Source organism: Pseudomonas sp. B707 (assembly GCF_022496685.1).
Lineage (GTDB): Bacteria > Pseudomonadota > Gammaproteobacteria > Pseudomonadales > Pseudomonadaceae > Aquipseudomonas > Aquipseudomonas paraglycinae.
On sequence record NZ_WTVE01000023.1, the window covers coordinates 26,089 to 51,374 of the forward strand.

Annotated in this window: 24 protein-coding genes; 8 read left to right on the top strand and 16 right to left on the bottom strand. The window is 61.1% G+C overall.

Going from position 1 to position 25,286, the window contains the following annotated elements; genetic code table 11:
• Nucleotides 1-15: 15 nt before the first annotated feature.
• Both GQX66_RS10530 and GQX66_RS10535 read right to left on the bottom strand, forming a co-directional pair.
• Entirely contained in the window at nt 16-276 is a 261-nt protein-coding gene (locus GQX66_RS10530; protein ID WP_007952727.1) for a hypothetical protein, read from the bottom strand.
• Between the two features lie 113 nt (nt 277-389).
• The gene (locus GQX66_RS10535) at nt 390-1,427 is read right to left on the bottom strand and encodes a LacI family DNA-binding transcriptional regulator (RefSeq protein WP_240868729.1); all 1,038 of its coding nucleotides are present in this window, start codon (nt 1,425-1,427) and stop codon (nt 390-392) included.
• A 206-nt stretch (nt 1,428-1,633) separates the two neighbouring features.
• Here GQX66_RS10535 and GQX66_RS10540 point away from each other — a divergent pair, with 206 nt between their 5' ends.
• Genes GQX66_RS10540 through mgrA form a run of 3 tightly spaced genes read left to right on the top strand, consistent with a single transcriptional unit; the run spans nt 1,634 to nt 6,257 of the window.
• Nucleotides 1,634-3,859 carry a TonB-dependent receptor gene (locus tag GQX66_RS10540; RefSeq protein ID WP_240868742.1) on the top strand — a complete coding sequence of 742 codons (2,226 nt, stop codon included), beginning with the start codon at nt 1,634-1,636 and terminating at the stop codon, nt 3,857-3,859.
• A 1-nt stretch (nt 3,860) separates the two neighbouring features.
• On the top strand, nt 3,861-5,180 hold the full coding sequence (locus GQX66_RS10545) for an LLM class flavin-dependent oxidoreductase (protein WP_240868744.1): 1,320 nt from the start codon (nt 3,861-3,863) through the stop codon (nt 5,178-5,180).
• A gap of 39 nt (nt 5,181-5,219) precedes the next feature.
• Nucleotides 5,220-6,257 (top strand): L-glyceraldehyde 3-phosphate reductase, encoded by a 1,038-nt coding sequence (gene mgrA / locus GQX66_RS10550; RefSeq protein WP_085746337.1) that lies wholly within the window; start codon nt 5,220-5,222, stop codon nt 6,255-6,257.
• A gap of 234 nt (nt 6,258-6,491) precedes the next feature.
• Here the strand turns inward: mgrA and tauD are convergent, their stop codons facing one another.
• The 7 genes from tauD to GQX66_RS10585 form a co-directional block, all read right to left on the bottom strand.
• On the bottom strand, nt 6,492-7,334 hold the full coding sequence (gene tauD, locus GQX66_RS10555) for a taurine dioxygenase (protein WP_240868747.1): 843 nt from the start codon (nt 7,332-7,334) through the stop codon (nt 6,492-6,494).
• A 57-nt stretch (nt 7,335-7,391) separates the two neighbouring features.
• Nucleotides 7,392-8,231: a taurine ABC transporter permease TauC gene (tauC, locus tag GQX66_RS10560; protein ID WP_064382739.1), complete on the bottom strand. Its 840-nt coding sequence runs from the start codon at nt 8,229-8,231 to the stop codon at nt 7,392-7,394.
• Entirely contained in the window at nt 8,228-9,022 is a 795-nt protein-coding gene (gene tauB / locus GQX66_RS10565) for a taurine ABC transporter ATP-binding subunit (RefSeq protein ID WP_011331959.1), read from the bottom strand. Before tauB ends, tauC begins: the two co-directional genes overlap by 4 nt.
• 16 nt (nt 9,023-9,038) lie before the next feature.
• Complete coding sequence (gene tauA, locus GQX66_RS10570; RefSeq protein ID WP_007952702.1) at nt 9,039-10,016, bottom strand: taurine ABC transporter substrate-binding protein; 978 nt, start codon at nt 10,014-10,016, stop codon at nt 9,039-9,041.
• Nucleotides 10,017-10,362: 346 nt separating this feature from the next.
• On the bottom strand, nt 10,363-11,946 hold the full coding sequence (gene gshA / locus GQX66_RS10575; protein WP_085746339.1) for a glutamate--cysteine ligase: 1,584 nt from the start codon (nt 11,944-11,946) through the stop codon (nt 10,363-10,365).
• Between the two features lie 214 nt (nt 11,947-12,160).
• Nucleotides 12,161-12,544 (bottom strand): PaaI family thioesterase, encoded by a 384-nt coding sequence (locus GQX66_RS10580; protein ID WP_102687497.1) that lies wholly within the window; start codon nt 12,542-12,544, stop codon nt 12,161-12,163.
• A complete protein-coding gene (locus tag GQX66_RS10585) occupies nt 12,544-14,868 on the bottom strand; it encodes a Tex family protein (protein WP_240868750.1) in 2,325 nt (774 codons plus the stop codon). The genes GQX66_RS10580 and GQX66_RS10585 overlap by 1 nt, the downstream gene beginning before the upstream one ends.
• A 360-nt stretch (nt 14,869-15,228) precedes the next feature.
• Here GQX66_RS10585 and ompR point away from each other — a divergent pair, with 360 nt between their 5' ends.
• Both ompR and GQX66_RS10595 read left to right on the top strand, forming a co-directional pair.
• Nucleotides 15,229-15,969 (top strand): two-component system response regulator OmpR, encoded by a 741-nt coding sequence (gene ompR / locus GQX66_RS10590; protein ID WP_007952694.1) that lies wholly within the window; start codon nt 15,229-15,231, stop codon nt 15,967-15,969.
• Between the two features lie 114 nt (nt 15,970-16,083).
• Nucleotides 16,084-17,397, top strand: a complete 1,314-nt coding sequence (locus GQX66_RS10595; protein WP_007952691.1) for an ATP-binding protein — start codon at nt 16,084-16,086, stop codon at nt 17,395-17,397.
• 91 nt (nt 17,398-17,488) lie between these two features.
• On the opposite strand, the gene rimK is transcribed toward GQX66_RS10595, so the two are convergent.
• From rimK to GQX66_RS10610, 3 genes are read right to left on the bottom strand one after another with little or no spacing between them, the layout of a single operon-like run.
• The gene (gene rimK / locus GQX66_RS10600) at nt 17,489-18,394 is read right to left on the bottom strand and encodes a 30S ribosomal protein S6--L-glutamate ligase (RefSeq protein WP_007949201.1); all 906 of its coding nucleotides are present in this window, start codon (nt 18,392-18,394) and stop codon (nt 17,489-17,491) included.
• Nucleotides 18,391-18,837 carry an ATP-dependent zinc protease gene (locus GQX66_RS10605; RefSeq protein WP_170844915.1) on the bottom strand — a complete coding sequence of 149 codons (447 nt, stop codon included), beginning with the start codon at nt 18,835-18,837 and terminating at the stop codon, nt 18,391-18,393. Before GQX66_RS10605 ends, rimK begins: the two co-directional genes overlap by 4 nt.
• Nucleotides 18,838-18,885: 48 nt before the next feature.
• Nucleotides 18,886-19,665, bottom strand: coding sequence for an EAL domain-containing protein (locus GQX66_RS10610; RefSeq protein WP_129974190.1), 780 nt, complete (start codon nt 19,663-19,665; stop codon nt 18,886-18,888).
• A gap of 116 nt (nt 19,666-19,781) precedes the next feature.
• Between GQX66_RS10610 and GQX66_RS10615 the strand changes: the two genes are divergently transcribed.
• A complete protein-coding gene (locus tag GQX66_RS10615; protein ID WP_007952687.1) occupies nt 19,782-20,189 on the top strand; it encodes a S4 domain-containing protein in 408 nt (135 codons plus the stop codon).
• A gap of 67 nt (nt 20,190-20,256) precedes the next feature.
• Here GQX66_RS10615 and GQX66_RS10620 read toward each other — a convergent pair whose 3' ends face one another.
• The gene (locus GQX66_RS10620) at nt 20,257-21,057 is read right to left on the bottom strand and encodes a phosphatase PAP2 family protein (RefSeq protein ID WP_085746342.1); all 801 of its coding nucleotides are present in this window, start codon (nt 21,055-21,057) and stop codon (nt 20,257-20,259) included.
• Nucleotides 21,058-21,161: 104 nt separating this feature from the next.
• Here GQX66_RS10620 and hslO point away from each other — a divergent pair, with 104 nt between their 5' ends.
• Complete coding sequence (hslO, locus tag GQX66_RS10625; protein ID WP_085608616.1) at nt 21,162-22,064, top strand: Hsp33 family molecular chaperone HslO; 903 nt, start codon at nt 21,162-21,164, stop codon at nt 22,062-22,064.
• A gap of 181 nt (nt 22,065-22,245) precedes the next feature.
• Nucleotides 22,246-23,787 carry a phosphoenolpyruvate carboxykinase gene (locus GQX66_RS10630; RefSeq protein ID WP_007952682.1) on the top strand — a complete coding sequence of 514 codons (1,542 nt, stop codon included), beginning with the start codon at nt 22,246-22,248 and terminating at the stop codon, nt 23,785-23,787.
• A gap of 174 nt (nt 23,788-23,961) precedes the next feature.
• On the opposite strand, the gene GQX66_RS10635 is transcribed toward GQX66_RS10630, so the two are convergent.
• From GQX66_RS10635 to GQX66_RS10645, 3 genes are all read right to left on the bottom strand, one after another.
• A complete protein-coding gene (locus GQX66_RS10635) occupies nt 23,962-24,234 on the bottom strand; it encodes a type II toxin-antitoxin system RelE/ParE family toxin (RefSeq protein ID WP_085608617.1) in 273 nt (90 codons plus the stop codon).
• Nucleotides 24,234-24,677: a hypothetical protein gene (locus tag GQX66_RS10640; protein WP_039764743.1), complete on the bottom strand. Its 444-nt coding sequence runs from the start codon at nt 24,675-24,677 to the stop codon at nt 24,234-24,236. The genes GQX66_RS10635 and GQX66_RS10640 overlap by 1 nt, the downstream gene beginning before the upstream one ends.
• A gap of 157 nt (nt 24,678-24,834) precedes the next feature.
• Complete coding sequence (locus GQX66_RS10645; RefSeq protein WP_240868753.1) at nt 24,835-25,134, bottom strand: hypothetical protein; 300 nt, start codon at nt 25,132-25,134, stop codon at nt 24,835-24,837.
• Nucleotides 25,135-25,286 lie beyond the last annotated feature (152 nt).

The following is a 25,286-nucleotide window of genomic DNA, read 5'->3' on the forward strand; positions in this document are numbered from 1 at the left end:
GGGCGCCGGGACGATTCAGGTCTCGGCGCTCAGCACCATGAACAACACCATCGCCGCCAGCGGCACGCCATAAACGGCGCTGCCGATCGCAATCTCCGAACCCAACGGCTGCCCGGCGTGGACCACACCGACCGCACCATTGATCACCGTCAACGCCAGCCACAACGCCGCGAAACCATAGGCCAGCGTCTGCCGACTGAAGCCGATGCGCTCGCCGATGTAAAACATCAGCGCCAGCAGGATCAGGCCGAAGAAGATGATGATTGCGGTGTGCATGGATGTGCCTGCGGGATGTGCGGTGTTTGATCGGACGATTTCGCGGGCAAGCCCGCGAAGGCGCCACCTCGGTTTCATTTAGAGCATAGCCAAACCCGCCCACGCCATATTCGTCAGGTACTTTCCCGCTCAATGACCGTGCACTGCAGCAGGTTCAGCCGCTGCACCTCATCGCTCGGCAACACGCCAAGGCTTTCCAGCACCCGCGTCGCTGCCAGTACGCCGATCTCCAGCGCCGGCGGTTTGATCGTGCTCAGGCTCGGCAGCAGCATCTCGGCGAACGGGTAGTCGCCAAAGCCGAGGACGGCGCAGTCTTCGGGGATGTTGAGGCCGGCGCGTTGTCCGGCCAGCAGGCCGCCGGCGGCGAGGTTGTCGTTGGCGAAGATGATCGCGTCGGGGCGCGGTGAGGCATTCATCAGCGCTTCCATCGCTTGCTTGCCGGCCTCGAACGGGGCGCGATCGGCGTCCGGTGCGAACACCCAAGGCTCCAAATCGAGCTCACGCACGGTCGCCGCATAACCGTCGCGGCGCTCCAGTGCGCTGAAGTCGCCGGGTGCGCTGTTCTGCACGAACGCGATTCGCCGATAGCCTTTGCCGTGCAGATAACGAGCGGTGCTGACACCCACTTCGAAGTGCGAAAAGCCGATCTGCATCGGCTCGCGCTCCGGCTGGTAATCCCAGGTTTCGACCACCGGAATATCCGCCTCGGCGAGCATCTTTTCCGTGCCCGCGCTGTGGAAGTGGCTGGTCACCACCAGCGCCGCCGGCGACCAGCCGAGGAACGCCCGCACGGCGTTTTCTTCCTGTTCAGTGCTGAAGTAACTCGAGGCCAGAAGTAGCTGATAGCCGTGACGGCTGAGGGTGTCGCTGAAGCCCTGAATGGTGTTGGCGAAGATCGGCCCGGAGATGTTCGGGATCACCATGCCGACGATTTTCCCCCGCGCCGAGGCGAGCCCGCCGGCCACCAGATTCGGCACATAACCCAGTTCGGCGACCACCGCAGCGATCCGTTCGCGGCGTTCCGGCGAGACCTGTTCCGGCTGGTTGAAGTAGCGCGACACGGTGATCGCCGAAACACCGGCCTGGCGCGCCACCGCGTTGAGGGTCACGCGACCGGCGCCACGGCGTTTGCGGGGCTTTTCTTCGCTCAAGGCTCGATCCTTCTTAAAAACCAAAACGCATATAAAAGTAATTTTTCAGTATTGGACGGTCTATGTCCGGCTTGCCAATACTGGCGATGTTAGCGCTAACAAGGCGCGTTGTCTGCTACTCGCTCGAGCGAATGCCCAAGACACCGAGACAGGCGCTGTCGTCGCAGAACGGCAGCGGTTCAGGGCAACTTTTCGAGCGGGCAAACATGCACAACATTCCTGGGGCGACACACAAACTGACGCAATCGATCCGCGCTGCGGGCTGGCTACTCACCGGGCTGGCTGCGCTGCCGCTGCCCGCCGCGTTCGCCGCTGAAAGCACCGATCAAGAGCCGACACTCAAGTCCGTCACGGTCACCGCCACCCGCCGCGAAGAGTCGCTGCAAAAGGTACCGGTGGCGGTGTCGGTGATCGACGGCGAGCAGCTGGAACGCGATAACCGCAACAGCGTGGCGAGCATCGTCCAGCAAGTGCCGTCGCTGAATTTCCGCACCGGTGCATCGAACAAGGACACCTCGTTGTTCGTGCGTGGCGTGGGGACGATTTCCACCTCGCCGGGCGTCGAGCCGACGGTGGCCACGGTGATTGATGGTGTGGTTTATGCGCGTCCTGGTCAGTCGACTCTGGATTTGCTGGATCTGGAACGCGTCGAAGTCTTGCGCGGCCCGCAAGGCACGCTGTTCGGCAAGAACGCCTCGGCCGGCGTGCTGAACATCACCAGCAAGGCGCCAACAGCCCAGACCCACGGCTACATCGATCAGTCGTATTACAGCGGCAACGAAAGCCGCACCCGGTTCGGCATCGGCGGCAGCCTGATTCCGGACACGCTCAAGGGCTCGATCAGCACCTTGTTCGGCACTTACGACGGCAACGTCGACAACCAGCACAACGGTCAGGAGGTCAACGGCTACAACCATCGCGGCGTGCGCGGCAAACTGGAATTCACCCCGAACGACGACGTCACCTTCACCCTGATCGCCGACTACATGCAGTCCCACGATGACGGCCCCAACGGCGTCGTGACCAAGGCTCTGACCCCGGCCTTCGCGAATGCGTTGAGCCCGGTCGGCGCCACCAGCCACAATCGCGACATCAACACCGACACCCGTTCCCACGTCGAGGACACCAACAAGGGCCTGTCCGGCCAGCTCGACTGGCAACTGGGCGATTACACCCTGACCTCGATCACCGCGTGGCGCGGCTGGGACAACACCCAGTATCAGGACGGCGACCGCCTCGGCACGGTGACGGCCGCGTTCCCCGGCACGGCGGACAAGGGCGATCTGGCCTTCGACCAGTACTCGCAGGAGCTGCGTCTGGCGTCGCCGAAAGGCGAGTTCCTCGAATACGTCGGCGGCCTGTTCTACATGCACGGCAAGGACGAGGAAACCTATCAGCGCACGCTGACCACCACCACGCGCACTGATCGCGGCGTCGCCGATTACAGCACCACCAGCGACAGCTACGCAGTGTTCGGCGAGAGCACGCTGAACTTTACCTCGGACTTCCGTGGCATCGCCGGCCTGCGCTACACCCACGACGATCTTGAATACGATCACCGTCGCGTTTCCACTTCCGCCACCACCGTCAGCGGCATTCAACCGGCCACCCGCAGCTCCGGTTCGGTGGACGAGGATGGCTGGTCCGGTCGGCTCGGTTTGCAGTACGACCTGAGCGATACCGTCACTACTTATCTGACCTACTCGCGCGGCTACAAAGGCCCGGCCTACAACGTGTTCTTCAACATGCAGCCGCGCGATACCGAAGCGCTGAAACCGGAGACTTCCAATACCTGGGAGGCGGGGATCAAAGCCTCGAGCTGGAACAATCGCCTGACCACCAACCTCGCGGTTTTCCACAGCGACTACGACAACTACCAGGCGAACTTTTTCGACACTGTCGCCGGGCAAGTCGTAACGCGCCTGATCAACGCCGGCAGCGTCAGCACCGAGGGCGTGGAACTTGATTTCGCCCTGCAGGCGACCCAGCAACTGAAGTTCTCCGGCGCGCTGGCCTACACCCGCGCTCGTATCGACGAGTTCGCCTGCCCGGCGGGCGCGGCGGCGTCGTGCAACGTCAACGGCAAGCCGCTGCCGTTCAGCCCGGACTGGAAAAGCTACGTGCGGGCCGACTACACGATCCCGCTGGATAACGGCCTGGATATCGAACTCGGCACCGATTACAGCTGGCAGAGCGAAGTGCAGTACGACATCAGCCAGAACGCCGACACCAAACAGGGCGCCTACGGCCTCTGGAATGCCAGTGTGGCCCTGGCCGATTACACCAATGGCTGGCGCGTGGCATTACTCGGCAAGAACCTCACCGACGAGTCGTATTCGCCATTGCTCGCCAGCGGTGGCAACTACATCTACCGCGCCGTGCCCCGCGACGACGAGCGCTACTTCGGCGTGCAACTGCGCAAGGACTTCTGAGATGAGCAGACAGCTGAAACTCGGCGCGTTCCTCATGGCCACCGGGCACCACGTTGCCGCGTGGCGTCACCCGGAAGTGCCGGCCAACGCCGGGCTGGATTTCGCCCATTACAAACGCCTGGCGCAGATTGCCGAGGCGGCGAAGTTCGACACTCTGTTCGTCGCCGACAGCGTCGCCGCCCCGACCCAGGACATCGCCAGCCGCATGGCCCGTTCGGATCACTTCGAACCGCTGACGTTGCTCTCGGCGTTGAGCGCAGTGACCGAGCACATCGGCCTGATCGCCACCGCCACCACCAGCTACAACGAGCCGTACCACGTGGCGCGCAAGTTCGCTTCGCTCGATCACCTGTCGGGCGGGCGAGCGGGGTGGAATCTGGTGACCTCGGACAACGCCGCCGAAGCGCAGAATTTTGGCCGCGACGAACACATCGGCCATGCCGAACGCTACAGCCGCGCCCGGGAATTTCATCAGGTGGTCACGGGTCTCTGGGACAGTTGGCAGGACGATGCCTTCATTCGCGACAAAGCCAGCGGCGCGTATTACGACCCGGAAAAACTGCACGTGCTGAATCACGTCGGCGAGCACTTCAAGGTCAAAGGCCCGCTGAATGTCGCGCGTTCGCCACAGGGGCAGCCAGTGATCGTGCAGGCCGGCTCGTCGGAAACCGGGCGTGAACTGGCGGCGCAGACGGCCGAAGTGGTGTTCACCGCGCAGACCTCACTGGCCAGCGCCCAGGCGTTTTACGCCGACCTCAAGGGACGCTTGCCGAAGTACGGACGCAGCGCCGATTCGCTGAAAATCATGCCCGGCGTGTTCGTCGTGGTCGGGCAGACGGAAGCTGAAGCGCAGGAAAAATGTGAAACGTTTCAGCAATTGGTCGAACCCGAGGTTGGCGTCGCCCTGCTTGGGCGTATGCTGGGCAACTTCGATCTGTCGAAGTACCCGCTGGACGGGCCGCTGCCGGAATTGCCGCTGACTGACAGCGGCCAGCAAAGCCGACAGAAACTGCTGACCGAACTGGCCGGCCGGGAGCATCTGACCCTGGCCGAACTGGGTCGCAGAATCGCTGGCGGTCGCGGGCATTACAGCGTCGTCGGCACTCCGGCGCAGATTGCCGACCGCTTGCAGGAGTGGTTCGAGCAGGGCGCGGCGGACGGCTTCAATGTGCTGGTGCCGCACCTGCCCGGCGGGCTCGAAGACTTCGCCAATGGCGTGGTCCCGGAACTGCAACGGCGTGGGCTGTTCAGAACCGAATACGAGGGCCGGACCTTGCGCCAGAACCTTGGCCTCGCCCGGCCCGGCAATAGATTTGCGTAGCAATCGACACCCGATTCAAGACCGACAAGAGAGGATTCGATGACTTACACCGCTGCCGAGAATCGCTACAACTCCATCCCTTACCGCCGCGTCGGACGCAGCGGTCTGGTGCTGCCGGCGCTGTCCCTGGGCCTGTGGCACAACTTCGGCGACAGCACGCCGATCGACACCCAGCGCTCGTTGCTGCGCACGGCGTTCGACCTGGGCATCAACCACTTCGACCTGGCCAACAACTATGGCCCGCCCTACGGCAGCGCCGAGATCAACTTCGGCCGTCTGCTACGCGAAGACTTCAAGCAGTACCGCGATGAACTGATCATCTCCAGCAAGGCCGGCTGGGACATGTGGCCCGGTCCTTACGGCCAGGGTGGTGGTTCGCGCAAATACGTGCTGGCGAGCCTCGACCAGAGCCTGCAACGCCTGGGCCTGGACTATGTGGATATCTTCTATTCGCACCGCTTCGATCCGGACACCCCGCTGGAAGAAACCGCCAGCGCCCTCGCCACTGCGGTGCAGCAGGGCAAGGCGTTGTACATCGGTATCTCGTCGTACTCCGGGGTGAAAACCCGCGAAATCGCCGCGTTGCTCAAAGAGTGGAAAGTGCCGCTGTTGATTCACCAACCGGCGTACAACCTGCTCAACCGCTGGGTGGAAAAGGACCTGCTCGACACCACCGACGAACTCGGCACCGGCGTGATTGCATTCACTCCGCTGGCGCAAGGTTTGCTGACCGACAAATACCTCAACGGCGTGCCGGCGGATGCGCGGGTCAATCGTCCGGGCGGTGGCTCGTTGCTGTCTTCGCACTTGTCCGAGGCCAACATTGCTCATGTGCGGGCGTTGAATGAAATCGCCAAACGTCGTGGCCAGAGCCTGGCGCAACTGGCATTGGCGTGGACGCTGCGGGATCCGCGGGTGACTTCGGCGCTGATCGGTGCGAGCCGACCAGAGCAGATTGTCGAGAACGTCGGGGCGTTGAAGAACCTGAGCTTCAGTGCGGAGGAACTGGCGGAGATTGACCGGTTTGCCCAGGAGGGCGGGATCAATCTTTGGGAGAAGCCTTCGACGGCGGAGTGATCGAAACTGGGGTGGGTCAGATAGATCCACCCCCTCACCCCAGCCCTCCCGAAACGTCGGACCGCCCCCAGGGGGGCGAGGGGGAAAGGGAGCAAATCTCCGTGCTTTTCAAACCTGAGTTCGATTCGATATTTCAGGTCGGTGTATAGCGACAAAACACCTCGGTCAGTCCCCTCTCCCTCCGGGAGAGGGTTAGGGTGAGGGGGCTCTTGATTTTGCTCTGGCGTTAAAGGCTCAGCGAAAAAACGGCACATCCCCCAACACCGTAGCCCGCTGCATCACTCGCCGCGCCGGCCGGTAGTCATCCACCGCGTAATGCTGGGTCACGCGGTTATCCCAGAATGCAATGTCATCCTTCTGCCAGCGCCAGCGAATGGTGAACTCCGGCCGCGTCGCATGCGCGAACAAGAACTTCAACACCGCTTCGCTCTCGGTCTCCGACAGCTCATTGATCTTCGACGTGAACCCTTCGTTGACGAACAGCGAACGCCGTCCGCTCACCGGATGCGTGCGAATCACCGGGTGCGACAGCGGTGGATTTTTGCGCCTCGCGGCTTCCCACTGCGCCAGTGCTTCCGGCGTGGTGCCGTAGCGCTCCAGCGGGAAGGATCGGGTGAAATCGTGAGTCGCAGTCAGCCCTTCAAGCAGCGCTTTCATTGGCGCCGACAGCGCCTCATACGCGGCAATCCCGCTGGCCCACAATGTGTCGCCACCGAATTCCGGCAGCAGCTTGGCGCTGAGCACCGCGCCCATGGCCGGGGTCGGCAGGAAGGTCACGTCGGTGTGCCAGATCGCGTTGTCGCGCACGTCGGTGACGGCGGTGTCGAGGATCAGCACTTCCGGCTGTTCCGGCACGTTCGGGTAGATCGGGTGAATGTGCAGATCGCCGAAGTAAGCGGCGAAACGCGCCTGCTGCGACGGCTCGATCGGTTGATTACGGAAGAACAGCACCTGGTATTTGAGCAGTGCCTGCTCGATGGTGTCGCGCTGTTCCAGGTTCAGCGGCTGGCTGATGTCGACGCCGCTGATCTGTGCGCCGAGGGCCGAGCTTAAAGGGGTGATGTTCAGGCTGCTCATGGTGGTTCTCTTCAATTCCGGGGCCCCGAAACTGTCGGGGTAGTCAGTGCTGAAAAATCAGTGGGCCTGGCCGTGCCACGGCACCAGTTTGCGTTGCAGGGCGCGCAGGCCCATCTCCATCGCGAAGGCGATCAGGGCGATGACCAGAATCCCCAGCACCACCACATCGGTGACCAGGAACTGCGCCGCCGACTGCACCATGAAGCCCAGGCCGCTGGTGGCCGCGATCAGTTCGGCAGCGACCAGAGTCGACCAGCCGACACCCAGACCAATGCGCACACCGGTCAGAATGTCTGGCAGGGCGCTTGGCAAAATCACATGGCGGATCAGTTGTGCGCGAGTGGCGCCCAGTGACTGCGCGGCGCGCAATTTGGCCGGGTCGACGGTGCGCACGCCGGTGGCGGTGGCAATCGCGATCGGGGCAAAAATCGCCAGGTAGATCAGCAGCACTTTCGACAACTCGCCGATACCGCACCAGATCACGATCAGCGGCAGATAGGCGAGTGGCGGAATCGGCCGGTAGAACTCGATCAGCGGATCGAGCACGCCACGGGCGATGCGGTTGGCACCGATGGCAATGCCCACCGGCACCGCGGTCAGAATCGCAAAACCGAGGCCCAGGCCGATGCGGCTCAGACTGGCGCCCAGGTGCTGCCACAGCGTCGAATCCATGTAGCCCGTGGTCGCCAGCAACCAGCCTTTTTGCAGCACGGCGGACGGTGGCGGCAGGAACAGCGGTTCGATCAGACCGGTGGCCGTGACGGCCCACCAGATCACCAGCAACGCGAACAGGGTCAGCAGGCTGATCCAGCGGGTGCTGAGGCTGCGACGCACGGGAATCACCACCGATGTGGCGGCGGGTTTCACGGCGGTGGCGGAAACGTCGTAACTGCTCATGCGCGCTCCTGCCGCTGAACGGCGCTGCGTTGCGAGAACACTTTGGCCAGCACGTGTTCGCGGGTTTCGATGAAGCGCGGATCGGACTTGATCGCCCGCGCCGATTCGCCGGCGGCGTAGCGCTGGCCGAAGTCGAGGTGCAGGCGCTCGACGATCTGCCCCGGATTCGGCGCGAGCAGAATCAGGTCAGTGGCGAGGAACACCGCTTCTTCAATGTCGTGGGTAATCAGGAACACCGGTTTGGCGGTGCGTTGCCAGACTTGCAGCAACAGCTCCTGCATCTGTTCGCGGGTGAAGGCGTCGAGGGCGCCGAAGGGTTCGTCCATCAGCAACACACGCGGATCGGCGGCGAGGGCGCGGGCCAGGCCAACGCGTTGCTTCTGGCCGCCGGAAAGCTGCCAGATGCGACGGTGTTCAAAACCGGAAAGGTCGACCAGTGCGAGCATTTCCCGAGCGCGCTGTTCGCGTTTGTCCTTGGCCACACCGGCCAGTTCCAGACCGAAAGCGACGTTGGCCAGCACGTCCTGCCAGGGCAACAGGGCGTCGTCCTGGAACACCACGCCGCGTTCGGCGCTCGGACCTTTGACCGGCACGTTGTCGAGGGTGATGCGGCCGGCGCTCGGTTCGACGAAACCGGCAATCAGGTTCAACAGCGAAGTCTTGCCACTGCCGGACGGGCCGAGGGCCACCAGCAATTGCTGAGGGCCGAGGGTCAGGGAAATGTCGGACAGTACCGGTTCCGGGCTGCCGGGATACTGTGCGCTGATGCGCTCCAGCTGTAGCAAGGCCATCGCAGTTAACTCCCGATCAATTGGTGATGTACTTGGCGCTGACGTACGGCGCGTAGTCCGGCAGTACCGCTTCGACCTTGCCTTGCTCCTTGAGGAACGCAGCGGTGTCAGTGATGGCTTTGGTGGTCGGAGCGCCGAGGTCGCTGACTTGATCCGCTGCCAGCGGGTAGACGTTGCCTTGCAGCAGCAATGGGATGTCGCTGGCTTTGGCGCCGGAGAGTTTCACCAGCTTGTCGACGTTGCTCTGATTGGCCAGCCAGGCTTTCGGATCCTTGCGGTAGTCGGCGTAGGCGTCGAGGGTGACCTTGGCGAAGGCGGTGACGATTTCCGGGTGCTTCTCGGCGAAGTCCTTGCGCACGATCCAGGCGTCGAAGGTCGGTGCGCCGAACTTGGCCAGTTCACCGGAAGTGATCAGCACTTTGCCGTTTTCCTTGGCCACACCCAGCGCCGGATCCCAAACGTAGGTGGCGTCGATGTCACCGCGTTTCCACGCAGCAATGATCGCTGGCGGGGCGAGGTTGAGGACGGTGACTTTTGATGGGTCGATGTTCCAGTGCTTCAGCGCGGCGAGCAGGCTGTAGTGACCGGTGGACACAAACGGCACGGCGATTTTCTTGCCGACCAGATCCTGCGGGGTCTTGATGCCGGAGCCGTCGCGGGCGACCAGTGCTTCGGCGGCGCCGATCTGGGTGGCGATGAGGAAGGTTTCCACCGGGACTTTGCGGGTGATTGCAGCGGTCAGCGGGCTGGAACCGAGGTAGCCGATCTGCACGTCGCCGGAGGCGATGGCGGCGATGATGTCGGCACCGTTATCGAATTTGCGCCAGTTGATGTCGGCCTTGGTGGCTTTCTCATAGGCGCCGTCGGCCTGGGCGACTTTCGCCGGGTCAACGGTGGTCTGGTAGGCGACGGTGAGGTCGGCGGCCTGAGCCAGGAAACTCGCAGCAGCCAGAGAGGCCACGGCCAGCAGGCGAAGCGGGAAATTCAGTTTCATTGAAGAGCTCCATATCAGGCGACCGAGCGTCGGCGTGAAAGGAGACTAAATGATCTAAGAATCTAAAAATAAATAACTTTTTAGAATGAGCTTATGAGCGGAAAAATCTAAGCGTGGGAGAGTGGGGGCTTTTCGGATTATCGGTTCGGACTTGAAATCCTTACCCCCTCACCCCAGCCCTCTCCCCCAAGGGGGCGAGGGGGAAAGGGAGCCGATCGAGGGCTTTTCACAATCGGAGTTCGGCTCGGTATTTCAAGTCGGCGTAGCTCTGATAAACACTGCGGTCAGTCCCCTCTCCCACCGGGAGAGGGCTAGGGTGAGGGGGCTGCGATCCAACGCCGATCAATCAGTTGCTGATCGCCAAAATACTCGCCTGATACGACCCGACAAACACGTCGAAATCGCCCACCTCGTTCTGCTCAAGGTCAGCCTGTTGCGCCAGCGACGAACGCGCCAGTTCTTCAAACTTCGCCTGTTCCTCAGCCGCCAACGGTTCGCTGCGGAAGAACTCGGCGTGGGCCTGGCTCTGGCGCAGGGAGAATTGCGCGAAGCTTTCCTTGTGCGTGGCCATCGCCGCCAGCACCTGAGCCGAAGGCGTCAGGGACGAATCCTTGACCTTGGCCAGTTGCGCATCGAGCGCCTTGCTGTGGGCATCGCCGCCGTGGCTTTGATCCAGCAGCGCCGCCAGCGGAGCGATTTTTTCCAGCAGTTCGGCGGCCCATTCCTTCAGCTCCACCGGTTGGCCGTCGCGCTGCAATTGCAGGCCCGGACGGCGACCTTCCTTGACCACGCTGAGGAAGTTGGAGGTGGCGTTGCCGCAGGAGTTGTTGGTCAGCAGCGGGCTTTCGTTCAGCGCGCAGTACAGCAGGAACGCGTCGAGGAAGCGCGACTCGGTGAGGTCGATGCCCATCGGCAGGAACGGGTTGATGTCCAGGCAGCGTACTTCGACGTACTGAATGCCACGGGCCATCAAGGCCTGGATCGGCCGCTCGCCGGTGTAGGTCACGCGTTTCGGGCGGATGTTCGAGTAGTACTCGTTTTCGATCTGCAGGATGTTGGTGTTCAGTTGCACCCACTCGCCATCCTGGTGCGTGCCGACTTCGACGTACGGCGCGTACGGCGTGGCCACCGCTTTGCGCAGGCTGTCGGTGTAGCTCGCCAGGTCGTTGTAGCAAGGGGTCAGACCGGCCTGGGCGTTGCTCTGGTAACCGAGGTCGCTCATGCGCAGGCTGGTGGCGTAGGGCAGGTACAGGGTGTCGGGATCCAGCTGTTCCAACTGGTGCGCACGACCGCGCAGGAAACCCGCGTCCAGCGCCGGCGAGGCACCGAACAGGTACATCAGCAGCCAGCTGTAGCGGCGGAAGTTACGGATCAGCGCGATATAGGACGACGACTGGAAATCCCGGTCGGTGCCGATGAAGCCTTCGGCTTCCTTGAGCAACGGCCAGAGTTTTTCCGGCAGGGAGAAGTTGTAGTGAATCCCGGCGATGCACTGCATGGTCTTGCCGTAACGCAGGGCCAGGCCCTTGCGGTAGACGTACTTGAGCTGACCGATGTTGGAGGTGCCGTAATAGGCGATCGGGATATCTTCCTCGGCCGGCAACGGGCACGGCATCGATGGACTCCACAGGTACTCGTTGCCGAGCTTGCTGTAGGCGAAGCGATGAATCTTGTCCAGGCTCGCCAGGGTATCGGCCGGGTCTGGCAGGGCAGGCGTGATGAACTCCAGCAGCGACTCGGAATAGTCGGTCGTGATCTGTTCGTTGGTCAGCGCGGAACCCAGGGCTTCAGGGTGCGGCGTTTGGGCCAGGCGGCCTTCGCCGTTCACGCGCAGGCATTCACGTTCGATACCGTGAAGGCACTGCTCAAGCAGAGAGAGGTTAGCGCGCTCGCCGAGCAGAGCCAGGCGGCGGTTGAGAAGTTCGCTCAATTTGGATTCCTTCACGCGTCAGTCGCCCCAATATGGGGGTGGGCAGGACGGTCTACAAGGGTGAAGTTGAAACTGGCGTTTTCGCCTGGTTTTCGGGCCATGAAAGCCCCATTGGAAACGCCAACTTCAGTCCCTGAATCTGGCAGACGCGGGCGAGGAAAACTCCGACGCTGCGATCACAGCGCCGAAATTAACTCAAAATGATGAACAACATCTACAGGACAGCGAACGTGCCTTGCGCTTTTGCGACCAGTTTGTCGCCCTGCATCACGTCGGCTTCGACCACCAGCGTGCGCCGGCCCGGGTGGATCACCCGCGCCGTGCACATCACCTCGCCTTCGGAGACGGCGCGGATGTAGTTGATCTTGCACTCGATGGTCGCGCTCTGCTGGTCAAAGCCGTGGGTGCTGGAGCAGGCCAGCCCCATGGCGATATCGACCAGACTGAACAGCGCGCCGCCGTGCAGCTTGCCGCCGCGATTGCGCAGTTCGGGTTCCAGCGCCAGGGCGACTTGCGCCACCCCGGTTTCCAGGCTGTGCAGGCGGCAGCCCAACAGCTTGAAAAACGCGCTCTCGACGAGCCCGGCTGGCATATCCATCAGCGTTTCTTCAACTGCTTGGCGTTGGCAAACAACGACGCCATCGCGTTATTGGCTGGAGCCGCCGGGGTGCTTTCCTTGCGTGGCGCCGAACCCTGCGACTGGCGTGGCGCCGAGCCCGGACGCGAGCCACGGGCACCGTCGATCTTCTCGCCCGGGGTGTCGCTCATGCGCATCGACAGGCCGACGCGTTTGCGCGGGATGTCGACTTCCATGACCTTCACTTTCACCACGTCACCGGCCTTCACCGCTTCGCGCGGATCCTTGATGAATTTCTCCGACAGCGCCGAAATGTGCACCAGACCGTCCTGATGCACGCCGATGTCGACGAACGCACCGAACGCGGTCACGTTGGTCACCACGCCTTCGAGGATCATCCCCAGTTGCAGGTCCTTCAGGTCCTCGACGCCTTCCTGGAACTCGGCAGTCTTGAACTCCGGACGCGGGTCGCGGCCCGGTTTTTCCAACTCTTGCAGAATGTCGGTGACGGTGGGCAGACCGAAAGTCTCGTCGGTGAATTTCTTCGGATCCAGACGCTTGAGGAACGAGGCGTCACCGATCAGCGAGCGAATGTCGCGGTCGGTTTCAGCGGCGATGCGTTGTACCAGCGGATAGGCTTCCGGGTGAACGGCCGAGGAATCCAGCGGGTTGTCGCCGTTCATCACACGCAGGAAGCCGGCGGCCTGTTCGAAGGTTTTCTCGCCCAGACGCGCGACTTTCTTCAAGGCCGCGCGGGTCTTGAACGCGCCGTGCTCGTCACGGTGGGCCACGATGTTCTGCGCCAGGGTCGCGTTGAGGCCGGAGATCCGCGCCAGCAGCGCCACGGAGGCAGTGTTCACGTCCACGCCCACGGCGTTCACGCAGTCCTCGACCACGGCGTCCAGACCGCGTGCCAGTTTCAGCTGCGACACGTCGTGCTGGTACTGGCCGACACCGATGGATTTCGGATCGATTTTCACCAGTTCGGCCAGCGGATCCTGCAGACGACGGGCGATCGATACCGCGCCACGGATCGACACGTCCAGATCCGGGAATTCCTTGGCTGCCAGTTCCGATGCCGAATACACCGATGCGCCGGCTTCGGAGACCATGACTTTGGTCATTTTCATCGCTGGGTATTTTTTGATCAGTTCGATCGCCAGTTTGTCGGTTTCACGGCTGGCGGTGCCGTTGCCGATGGCGATCAGATCGACCGAGTGCTTGGCGCACAGGGCGGCCAGGATGGCGATGGTCTGATCCCATTTGTTGTGCGGCACGTGCGGGTAAACCGTGGCGTGATCCAGCAGCTTGCCGGTGGAGTCGACCACCGCAACCTTGCAACCGGTACGCAGACCCGGGTCGAGGCCCAAGGTGGCGCGCGGGCCGGCCGGGGCGGCCAGCAGCAGGTCGTGCAGGTTGTGGGCGAACACATTGATCGCTTCGGTTTCGGCACCGTCGCGCAGCTCACCGAGCAGGTCGGTTTCCAGGTGGGTGTAGAGCTTGACCTTCCAGGTCCAGCGCACCACTTCACCCAGCCATTTGTCGGCCGGACGGTTCTGGTTCTGGATGCCGACGTGCTGGCCGATCATGCCTTCGCACGGGTGCAGGGTGCCCAGCAGTTCTTCGCCGACTTTCAGCGCGGAGCTGAGAATGCCTTCGTTGCGGCCACGGAAAATCGCCAGCGCGCGGTGCGACGGCATGCTTTTCAGCGGTTCGTCGTGTTCGAAGTAATCGCGGAATTTCGCGCCTTCCTCTTCCTTGCCGGCGATCACGCGGGCACTGAGGGTGGCTTCCTGCTTCAGGTAGGTGCGCAGTTTTTCCAGCAAGTTGGCGTCTTCGGCGAAGCGCTCCATGAGGATGTACTTGGCGCCTTCCAGTGCAGCCTTGGCATCGGCCACGCCTTTTTCGGCGTCGACGAAGCGCGCGGCTTCGGTTTCCGGGGTCAGCGACGGGTCGTTGAACAGGCCGTCGGCCAGTTCGCCGAGGCCGGCTTCCAGGGCGATCTGGCCCTTGGTGCGGCGCTTCTGCTTGTACGGCAGGTACAAGTCTTCGAGGCGGGTCTTGGTGTCGGCGAGTTTGATTTCGCGCTCCAGCTCAGGGGTGAGTTTGCCCTGCTCCTGAATGCTGGAAAGAATGCTGATGCGCCGTTCGTCGAGTTCTCGCAGGTAGCGCAGACGCTCTTCCAGATGACGCAGTTGGGTGTCATCGAGGCTGCCGGTCACTTCTTTCCGGTAACGGGCGATGAAGGGAACGGTAGAGCCTTCATCGAGTAGCGCGACGGCCGCTTCGACCTGTTGTGGGCGTACGCCGAGTTCCTCGGCGATGCGGCTGTTGATGCTGTCCATAAAACCACCTGACAAATTGTGAAAGCAGTCTCGCAGGCGCGTAAATAAAGGCCCGGAGTCTGGTGGGGCGGCTTGATGCTGGCCGCTGCCTGGGTCAAAAGGCATCCCATTGACCCGTGAAATCGAACAATTACTGCGGCGCCCATGAAAATAAGGGACGGCCACCTGCGGTAACGATTCAGACGTTGCCTGACACAAAAGGCCGCGCATTATAACCAGCGTTCTGTCATTCGGGGGCGACGCAGTCTGTAGGCACAAGCCCCGGTTTTCTGGCAGTGAAGGAAAAATCTGCTAACAATGCACACGGTGCGTATAACGGCAGCTACGCCATAATGCGCGCCGAGCTAAAAGGAGCATCCAATGAGCAGCACTGCACAAACTGCTGAAGGCGAAAAAATTCTCATCGTTGACGACGATCCGGGGCTGAGCAGCCTGCTGGAACGCTTTTTCGTCAGCAAGGGCTACCGTGCCCGCGCCGTACCGAATACCGAGCAGATGGATCGTCTGCTGTCGCGTGAAGTGTTCAACCTGGTCGTCCTCGACCTGATGCTGCCGGGCGAAGACGGCCTGACCGCTTGCCGCCGCCTGCGGGGCGCGAACAATCAGATTCCGATCATCATGCTTACCGCCAAGGGCGACGAACTGAGCCGTATCAAGGGCCTGGAACTGGGCGCCGACGATTACCTGGCCAAGCCCTTCAACCCGGACGAGCTGATGGCTCGCGTCAAAGCCGTGCTGCGCCGTCAGGCCGCGCCGGTGCCGGGCGCGCCGGGCAGTGAAGAAGAAAACGTCACGTTCGGCGATTACGTGCTGTCCCTGGCTACCCGCGAACTCAAGCGCGGCGACGAAGTGCACATGCTCACCACCGGTGAGTTTGCGGTACTCAAGGCCCTGGTGATGAACGCTCGTCAGCCGCTGACCCGCGACAAGCTGATGAACCTGGCCCGTGGCCGTGAGTGGGATGCCCTTGAGCGTTCCATCGACGTGCAGATTTCCCGTCTGCGCCGGATGATCGAACCCGATCCGTCCAAGCCGCGCTACATCCAGACCGTCTGGGGTGTCGGCTACGTGTTCGTGCCGGATGGCAACTCCACCAAGTGATGGGTGATTTGTAGGAGCGGGTCTGCGGGAAACGGTCGGAAACGCCGTCAGCGCAGACTCGCAATCCGCAATATGCGAGCATTGCTCGCTCCTGCAAGTGTGTAGCGGTTATCCATGAAAACCCCCGTCTGGTTCCCCCAAAGTTTTTTCTCCCGCACCCTGTGGCTGGTGCTCATCGTCGTATTGTTTTCCAAGGCATTGACCCTGGTTTATCTGTTGATGAACGAGGACGTGCTGGTGGATCGCCAATACAGTCACGGCGTCGCCCTGACGTTGCGTGCCTACTGGGCCGCCGACGAAGAGAACCGCGCGAAAATCGCCGATGCCGCGACCCTGATCCGCGTGGTCGGTGCCGGTGTGCCGGAAGGCGAACAGCACTGGCCGTACAGCGAAATCTACCAGCGGCAGATGCAGGCGGAACTGGGTGCCGACACCGAAGTGCGCTTGCGCATGCACTCGCCGCCGGCCTTGTGGGTTCGCGCGCCGAGCCTGGGGGATGGCTGGCTGAAAGTCCCGCTGTATCCACACCCGTTGCGTGGCCAGAAAATCTGGAACGTGCTCGGCTGGTTCCTGGCGATCGGCCTGCTGTCCACGGCGTCTGCGTGGATTTTTGTCAGCCAGCTCAACCAGCCACTGAAGCGTCTGGTCTACGCTGCCCGGCAACTCGGCCAGGGCCGCAGCGTGCGCCTGCCTATCAGCGACACCCCCAGCGAAATGGCCGAGGTTTATCGCGCCTTCAACCAGATGGCCGAAGACGTCGAGCAGGCCGGTCGCGAGCGTGAGCTGATGCTGGCGGGGGTATCCCATGACCTGCGGACGCCGCTGACCCGTCTGCGGCTGTCACTGGAGTTGATGGGCGATCGCACCGACCTGACCGACGACATGGTGCGTGACATCGAAGACATGGACGCGATCCTCGACCAGTTCCTCGCCTTCATTCGTGATGGTCGGGACGAGTCGGTGGAGGAGGTGGATCTCAGCGATCTGGTGCGTGAAGTGGCGGCGCCCTATAACCAGACCGAAGAGAAAGTGCGCCTGCGCCTGGAGCCGATCCAGCCGTTTCCGTTGCGTCGGGTGTCGATGAAGCGCTTGCTGAACAACCTGATTGGCAACGCGTTGAATCATGCTGGCGGCAGCGTGGACGTCGCGGCGTATGTATCCGGTGACACCAGTGCGCCGTATGTGGTGCTGAGCGTGATGGACCGTGGGGCGGGGATCGATCCTTCCGAACTTGAGGCGATCTTCAACCCGTTCACCCGTGGCGATCGTGCCCGGGGCGGGAAGGGCACCGGGCTGGGCTTGGCGATCGTCAAGCGGATTGCGTCGATGCACGGCGGCAATGTCGAACTGCGCAACCGCTCCGGTGGCGGGCTGGAAGCACGGGTCCGGTTGCCGCTGGGATTGATGCTGCCAAGAGATGCCGTTTAACGGCAGTCTCAAGCTACAAGCTACAAGCTACAAGCTACAAGCTACAGCGGCTTTTACTCGCCACTTGCAGCTTGTAGCTCGCCGCTGTTTTTTATCCCTTGCCTTTTGTGCGGGTCATGTTCGGCCCGCCATTCTTCTCGAGATGCTCGATGATGATTCCCGCCACGTTCTTGCCCGTGGTGGTTTCGATCCCTTCCAGACCCGGTGACGAGTTCACTTCCATCACCAGCGGCCCGTGGTTGGAGCGCAGGATATCCACACCCGCCACCGCCAGGCCCATGACCTTGGCTGCACGCAACGCGGTCATGCGTTCTTCCGGGGTGATCTTGATCAGGCTGGCGCTGCCGCCCCGGTGCAGGTTGGAGCGGAACTCGCCGGGCTTGGCCTGACGCTTCATCGCCGCGATCACCTTGTCGCCGACCACGAAGCAGCGGATGTCGGCGCCGCCGGCCTCCTTGATGTATTCCTGCACCATGATGTTCTGCTTCAGGCCCATGAACGCCTCGATCACCGACTCTGCCGCCGTCGCGGTTTCACACAGCACCACGCCGATCCCCTGGGTGCCTTCCAGCACCTTGATCACCAGCGGCGCACCGTTGACCATGTCGATCAAGTCGGGAATGTCGTCCGGCGAGTGGGCGAACCCGGTCACCGGCAGGCCGATGCCCCGTCGTGACAGCAGCTGCAACGAACGCAGCTTGTCCCGCGAGCGGGCGATGGCCACCGATTCGTTGAGCGGAAACACCCCCATCATTTCAAACTGGCGCAACACGGCGCAGCCATAAAACGTCACCGACGCGCCGATCCGCGGGATCACTGCGTCGAAACCCTCCAGCGGTTTGCCACGGTAGTGGATCTGCGGTTTGTGGCTGGCAATGTTCATATAGGCGCGCAAGGTGTCGATCACCACCATTTCATGCCCGCGTTCGGTTCCGGCTTCGACCAGACGGCGGGTGGAATACAGACGCGGGTTCCGCGACAGCACAGCGATCTTCATGCAACACCTGTGGAGGAGGTAGATACCGGGAACACCGGCTTGTCTTGTACATATTTGATGCCCGGATTGACCACCAGCTGGCCGTCGATCAGGGCTTTGGAACCGAGCAACAGGCGATAGCGCATGGACTTGCGGCAGGCGAGGGTGAACTCGATTGGCCAGACCCGGTCACCCAAGGCCAGGGTGGTGCTGATCACGTAGCGCACCTGGGCCTGACCGTTCGAACTCTTGATAGTCTTGCGTGCCACCAGCGGCGCTTCGCATCGCCGATGGCGTAACTGCACGACGGTGCCCAGGTGCGCGGTGAAGCGCACCCACTTCTCGCCGTCACGTTCGAACGGCTCGATGTCGGTGGCATGCAGGCTGGAGGTGCTGGCGCCGGTGTCGATTTTTGCCCGAAGGCCGGCGACTCCCAGATCCGGAAGCGCCACCCACTCGCGCAGACCGATAACGGTCAAATGGTCAAATGTCTTCAATGGAAAAACCAACGATTAACGCGTCCACGCTTCAGGGGACAACTGGGCTAACGCTTTGAATGCGGGTCTGGCGAACCAGTAACCCTGCATCAGAAATATTCCGCAGTCCGCCAGGAAATCCCGTTCACCCGCACTCTCTATGCCTTCGGCGATGACTGTAACGTCCAACTCCGCACAGATTGTGACAATCCCCCGAACGATAGCCTGACGAACACGGTCACGGTCGATATCGCGGATCAGCGCCATATCGAGCTTGATCAGGTCCGGTTGGAAATCGGCCAGCAGATTGAGCCCCGAATAGCCGGCGCCGAAATCGTCGATGGCCGTCTTGAAGCCGAATTCGCGGTATTCACGCAGAATATTGGTCAAATGGCGATAGTTATCTACGTGCTCGCTTTCCAGTGTTTCGAAAATCAGCCGGTCGATCGGGAAATTGTGTTTTCTGGCAGCCTCCAGGGTGCTGCGAATGCATAACTCTGGACGATAGACGGCGTTGGGCATGAAGTTGATCGACAAGTGTGTCTGCATATTAAGCTCGGCTGCGCCTTCGATGGCGCGAGTCCGGCAGAGCTGGTCGAAACGGTAGCGGTTATCTTCTGTAACCTGATCCAACACGGTTAAAGCGCCTTCACCAGCCGCACCACGAACCAGTGCCTCGTAGGCGTACACCGACTCGTCACGCAGATCCACGATGGGCTGATAAGCGAACGAAAAATCGAAGCCCAGCGGCTCGCTTTGCTGGCAGCCCAGGCACCCGGATTTGGGCGAGGTCAATGAAGACGGAAATTTGGTCACTCGATCACTCCATGCCGTTGAACCGGCGAAGATCACAGTTTATCTGGAGGGCCGGATTCTTGCGCCCGACAGAATCGGTAGTACAGTTCCGACTACTGGCTGAACGAGGAATTCATATGGCGCAAAAACAGGAAGAGGACGACAAGGTCCGTCTCGACAAGTGGCTGTGGGCCGCGCGTTTTTTCAAGACTCGCGCTTTGGCCAAGGCTGCCATCGAGAGCGGCAAGGTGCATTGTCGGGGAGAGCGCTGCAAGCCTGGCAAAGAGCCACGCATTGGCGATGAGTTCGAGATCCGCACGGGCTTCGATGAGAAGACCGTTGTGGTTCAGGCCCTGTCGATCGTGCGTCGCGGTGCACCTGAGGCGCAGACGCTGTATGCCGAGACCGAGGCGAGTATTGCCAAGCGTGAAGCGGCTGCGGCGATGCGCAAGGCGGGCGCCTTGGGCGTGACCACCGACGGCAAACCGAGCAAGAAGCAGCGCCGGGATCTGTTTAAATTTCGTGGGAACAGTAGCGGCGAATAAAAAAACGCAGCCTGCCGGCCTGGGTTCAAGACGCGCCGGCGGCTGCGTTTTTTTCAGTAACCGTTGATTACTGCGCGGACACCACACTCATCCGCGAAACCATCGGCAGTTTGCCCAGCAGCCGGAAAACCGGCGCCGTGACCTTCAACCAGAAGTTCGCCGCGTGATAAGCAAACGGCGTGTAGTAACCCCAGCCCAGTGCCCACACCGCCAGCAGCATGCCGCCGATATAATCGTCCTGGCCCCAATGAGCACCGGCGACCAGACGCGGCAACATGAACAGCAGTGCCAGACCCCAGATCACCAGAAACTGACCAGCCGTACGGCTGAACACGCCCATGAATAGCGCCCAGATCAGCAGCACCGAGGCGTGGTCACCGGGGAAACTCTGGCTCGAGCGGTCCTTCAGTTCCCAGGTCTTCTCCAGATGCGGGAAGTAATCGCTGATATGCACGGCACCTTCGAGCACCATCGACGGGCTGCTGTGCTGCCAGCCCATGTGATCGGCGAACTTGGAAAACAGCGCGCGGATCACCACCATCAGCAGCAGGATCGAAAAAAATCCGAAAAAGGCGCGACGCACGTCAATCGCCCTGAACACCCAGTCGCCCTTGATAAGCAGCGCCAGCAGAATCAGGCCGACGACGATGTCGAACGGTCGCAGACTTGCAATTGCCCAGATGTGGAGCCATATGGGGTTGCTGGCCAGCGGTGCATTGAGTGAGCGGAACAGCCACTCGTCGAAAATCACACACAGCATCTGACCCGTAGGCCATAACCAGAAAGCCAGTAGTGCCAATGGCACAACGTTGCACAGAACCAGCCGGCCGAGGTTCCACCTTGATTGGAACAAACCCGGATTGTTCATAAAATGCCTCCCGTGGCTGAACATCGGCATCAAAAAGGATGCCAGAAGCGCGGGATTTTCATTCTTTGTAACCATTTTGTCATCACATTCAGATACCCAGACCTATGACCGATTTCCTCGATACCGATTACACCCAACGCTTCATCTTCGATGACAGCGACACGCGCGGCGAACTGGTGTCGCTGGAGCGCAGCTATGCCGAAGTGCTCGCCAAGCACCCGTACCCGGAGCCGGTTGCGCAATTGCTGGGCGAACTGATGGCTGCCGCCTCGTTGCTGGTGGGCACCCTGAAATTCGATGGCCTGCTGATTCTTCAGGCCCGTTCCGAAGGCCCGATTCCGCTGCTGATGATCGAATGCTCCAGCGAGCGCGAAATCCGCGGCCTGGCGCGCTATCACGCCGAGCAGATTCCTGCCGACGCGACCCTCGGTGATCTAATGCCGAACGGTGTCCTGGCCTTGACCGTCGACCCGATCGCCGGCCAGCGTTACCAGGGCATCGTCGACCTCGACGGCGAAACCCTGTCCGACTGTTTCACCAACTATTTCGTCATGTCCCAACAGGTTGGCACTCGCTTCAAGCTGTGCGCCGATGGCCGTCGTGCCCGTGGTCTGCTGCTGCAGCAACTGCCGGCCGATCGCCTGAAAGACGAAGAAGAACGCGCAGCCAGCTGGCAGCACATCACCGCGCTGGGCAACACCCTGACCGCTGATGAACTGTTGAGCCTGGACAACGAAACGGTTCTGCATCGCCTCTACCATGAAGAGCAGGTTCGTCTGTTCGATGTGCAGAAACTGCGCTTCCACTGCAGCTGCTCCCGCGAGCGTTCGGGCAATGCACTGGTCAGCCTGGGGCTGGAAGATGCGCAGGCGCTCGTGGCCGAGCAAGGTGGAAAAGTCGAGATCGATTGCCAGTTCTGCAACCAGCGCTACCTGTTCGATGCGGCAGATATCGCTCAATTGTTCGCTGGAGCGGGCGTTGAGACGCCGTCAGATACCCGGCACTAAAACGGTTCAGCGCAGGTAAATTCACTGCTCAACGACGGAATTACGCCGTTACGACGGGAGGGCCCTACTCTTTTTGGGCTTTTCTGGCATAATCCGGCCCACTTTTTTCGCGGTAGTAGTGCACGACTTTCTACTACAAAACGTTTGGAGCACACTCGGCCACTGGCCGACGGGGAACCTCATGACGCAAGCCAATAACGCCGTGTACACCGATCTGAGTGTTGATGATCTGGTAAAAGAAGCCCTGAACCGCGGTGAAGGCGAGCTTGCCGATACCGGCGCTCTGGTTGTTCGCACCGGTCACCGCACCGGCCGTTCGCCAGTCGACCGTTTCATCGTCGAAGAGCCTTCCACCCAGGCTGCCATTGCCTGGGGCCCGATCAACCGCAAGTTCCCGGCCGACAAGTTCGACGCGCTGTGGGCTCGTGTTGAAGCATTCAACAACGCGCAAGAGCATTTCGTTTCCCACGTGCATGTAGGCGCGGCCGAAGATCACTACCTGGCCGTGAAGATGACCACCCAGACTGCCTGGCAGAACCTGTTCGGTCGTTGCCTGTTCATCAACCCGGCCCAGTACAACCCGGCCGGTCGCGAAGAGTGGCAAGTGCTGAACGTCGCCAACTTCGAGTGCGTGCCAGAGCGTGACGGCACCAACTCCGACGGTTGCGTGATCATCAACTTCGCCCAGAAGAAAGTGCTGATCGCCGGCATGCGTTACGCCGGTGAAATGAAGAAAGCCATGTTCTCCGTGCAGAACTTCCTGCTGCCGGCCGCTGACGTGCTGCCAATGCACTGCGCTGCCAACATCGGCGAAGAAGGCGACGTGACCCTGTTCTTCGGTCTGTCGGGCACCGGCAAGACCACTCTGTCCGCCGACGAAAGCCGTTACCTGATCGGTGACGACGAACACGGCTGGGGCGAAGGCGTTGTCTTCAACATCGAAGGCGGTTGCTACGCCAAGTGCATCGACTTGTCCGAGAAGAACGAGCCGGTCATCTGGAAAGCCATCAAGCACGGCGCGGTACTGGAAAACGTCGTGATCGACGACGCCAAGCACGCCGACTACGCCGATGTCAGCCTGACCCAGAACAGCCGCGCGGCCTACCCGCTGGAGCACGTTGCCAAGCGTTCCGAGAAGAACCTGGGCGGCGAGCCAAACGCTGTGATCTTCCTGACCTGCGACCTGACCGGCGTCCTGCCGCCAGTGTCGATCCTCAACGAAGAACAAGCGGCCTACCACTTCCTGTCCGGCTACACCGCTCTGGTGGGCTCGACTGAAATGGGTTCGGGCAGCGGCATCAAGTCGACCTTCTCCACCTGCTTCGGCGCACCGTTCTTCCCGCGTCCGGCCGGCGAATACGCTGAACTGCTGATCAAACGCATCCGCGGCTTCGGCTCCAAGGTCTACCTGGTCAACACCGGCTGGACCGGTGGCGGCTACGGCGTCGGCAAACGCTTCAACATCCCGACCACCCGCGCGGTGATCGCAGCGATCCAGAGCGGCGCGCTGATCGGTGCAGCCACCGAGCACCTGGACACCATCAACCTGGACGTGCCACTGGCCGTACCGGGCGTCGAAACCAACCTGCTCAACCCACGCAACACCTGGGCTGACAAGGCTGCGTACGACGAAGCTGCCAAAGCACTGGCCGGTCTGTTCATCGAGAACTTCAAAAAGTTCGAAGTGAGCGACGCGATCAAGGCTGCCGGGCCTAAGTTGTAAGGTTGGGTTTGTAGCGAATGAAAAAGCCGCCTCTTGAGGGCGGCTTTTTTGTGGGTGACGGGTTGGATCTCATTGTCAGATCAACTGCCATTATTCCCGCACAATCCGTGTTAAAGAGCCAGAATAATGCTACTTAAGGAGCCGCGAATCCCCTGAGCATTTTCTCTCCAGCCATCATGGCCATTGCCGTCTGGTATGCAGCACTCGTAGTACTTCCACAACATCAACTTTGATTGCGTAGATGATGACGTAGTTTGGAGTGACGACGATTTCGCGGGTACCTTCCGCGATACCTTTTCGGTACAGGGCTGGGTGCTGGCGAGCGCTTTCTCCTTTCAGTTCGAAGGCCTCATCGAGTTCAATCGCTGCAACGGGATTTTCCTGGCTGATACGCTCCATGATGTTGTCTCGGTCATCCAGCGCTTCTTGGCGCCAGACCAACCTCATCAACGTGCTCGCTGACGAAGGGCATCCCGTTTGGCGGCAAATATCCTGCGAGCGTCTTCATCGCTGACGCTGGGTCTTGGGTCATCAATGCTGATTTGTACCTGTTGCTTGACCCATTCTTCATACGCAGCTGCTTCATGAGCTTGTTTCATCGCTTCGGCGCGATCAGGGCGAGCATAGGTTTTTATCTGTAGGGGGTCGTAACTGGAGGCGTCCACATCGAAGTGATTGATGCCCACTCCTTGCAGGTAGGTCACCAGTGTTTCAAGCCGCTTGAACAGACGTACCTGGCCACTGCGTTGTGCGGTCAATGAGTATTCTTTGCTTCCTTGCTGAATCTGAATCGACCAGCCACCGGGTTTGGCGACGATATGTGCGCTACTGATCGAACCGTTCTCAAACAGCCGCGTGAGAGTGCTGTGATCAATGGTTTCAGTGGTCATGAAGGCAAGCCCTTGGTTGAACAATGGCTCCCATCGTACGCAATCAATAATAGTTTGCAAAATTCTGATCCTTAAGTTTCGCGCCGGAGATGTCAGCGTCAGTGTTCGAGATAGGGGCAGACAGTTCTAGCTGTGAACACGCCTGCCGAGGAATTCGTCAGGCCGGCGCTTTCCAGTTGAGCATTCGTTGCTGGGCGACCTGGAGCAGGTCATAGCCGTCTTTGGTGAGAAGGTAGAGCGCGTGCGTGATGTGCGGGATGTCTTCTACGTCGGCGTGTTTGAAGCAGAGGCAGTAGAGGGTTTGCAGCAGGTCGCTTGAGGCGCGCAGGCGCTGGACGGCGCATTCGAGGATGTCTTGCGGGTTGGCCTCGGTGTCGATGACCAGGGGCCTGGTGTCGGTTAGATTGGAGTCGAGTGGGCGGTAGCGATCGGAGTGGAGCTCGTTCCATGATTTCATTTTTTCTATCTCTGCAGGCATCGATGAACCGCTGCTACCGTGACCAAGCGGTGGAGGCGGACTGTGTTCAAGTTGGTCAAACCGGCAGAGATAACCCGGTACGCCGAAGCGTCCCAAACACAGCCCGCCATAAAACGTGCCGACAGAAAGAG

Excerpts from the sequence above, each read along its gene's own strand:
- GQX66_RS10545 (WP_240868744.1), top strand. The coding sequence starts at position 3,861 with ATGAGCAGACAGCTGAAACTCGGCGCGTTCCTCATGGCCACCGGGCAC.
- ompR (WP_007952694.1), top strand. The coding sequence starts at position 15,229 with ATGAGCAGCACTGCACAAACTGCTGAAGGCGAAAAAATTCTCATCGTT.
- GQX66_RS10620 (WP_085746342.1), bottom strand. The coding sequence starts at position 21,057 with ATGAACAATCCGGGTTTGTTCCAATCAAGGTGGAACCTCGGCCGGCTG.
- mgrA (WP_085746337.1), top strand. The coding sequence starts at position 5,220 with ATGACTTACACCGCTGCCGAGAATCGCTACAACTCCATCCCTTACCGC.
- GQX66_RS10640 (WP_039764743.1), bottom strand. The coding sequence starts at position 24,677 with ATGACCACTGAAACCATTGATCACAGCACTCTCACGCGGCTGTTTGAG.
- rimK (WP_007949201.1), bottom strand. The coding sequence starts at position 18,394 with ATGAAGATCGCTGTGCTGTCGCGGAACCCGCGTCTGTATTCCACCCGC.
- GQX66_RS10645 (WP_240868753.1), bottom strand. The coding sequence starts at position 25,134 with ATGAAATCATGGAACGAGCTCCACTCCGATCGCTACCGCCCACTCGAC.
- GQX66_RS10615 (WP_007952687.1), top strand. The coding sequence starts at position 19,782 with ATGGCGCAAAAACAGGAAGAGGACGACAAGGTCCGTCTCGACAAGTGG.
- hslO (WP_085608616.1), top strand. The coding sequence starts at position 21,162 with ATGACCGATTTCCTCGATACCGATTACACCCAACGCTTCATCTTCGAT.
- GQX66_RS10540 (WP_240868742.1), top strand. The coding sequence starts at position 1,634 with ATGCACAACATTCCTGGGGCGACACACAAACTGACGCAATCGATCCGC.
- GQX66_RS10530 (WP_007952727.1), bottom strand. The coding sequence starts at position 276 with ATGCACACCGCAATCATCATCTTCTTCGGCCTGATCCTGCTGGCGCTG.
- tauB (WP_011331959.1), bottom strand. The coding sequence starts at position 9,022 with ATGGCCTTGCTACAGCTGGAGCGCATCAGCGCACAGTATCCCGGCAGC.
- GQX66_RS10630 (WP_007952682.1), top strand. The coding sequence starts at position 22,246 with ATGACGCAAGCCAATAACGCCGTGTACACCGATCTGAGTGTTGATGAT.
- GQX66_RS10580 (WP_102687497.1), bottom strand. The coding sequence starts at position 12,544 with ATGGATATGCCAGCCGGGCTCGTCGAGAGCGCGTTTTTCAAGCTGTTG.
- GQX66_RS10585 (WP_240868750.1), bottom strand. The coding sequence starts at position 14,868 with ATGGACAGCATCAACAGCCGCATCGCCGAGGAACTCGGCGTACGCCCA.
- tauC (WP_064382739.1), bottom strand. The coding sequence starts at position 8,231 with ATGAGCAGTTACGACGTTTCCGCCACCGCCGTGAAACCCGCCGCCACA.
- tauA (WP_007952702.1), bottom strand. The coding sequence starts at position 10,016 with ATGAAACTGAATTTCCCGCTTCGCCTGCTGGCCGTGGCCTCTCTGGCT.
- GQX66_RS10635 (WP_085608617.1), bottom strand. The coding sequence starts at position 24,234 with ATGAGGTTGGTCTGGCGCCAAGAAGCGCTGGATGACCGAGACAACATC.
- tauD (WP_240868747.1), bottom strand. The coding sequence starts at position 7,334 with ATGAGCAGCCTGAACATCACCCCTTTAAGCTCGGCCCTCGGCGCACAG.
- GQX66_RS10595 (WP_007952691.1), top strand. The coding sequence starts at position 16,084 with ATGAAAACCCCCGTCTGGTTCCCCCAAAGTTTTTTCTCCCGCACCCTG.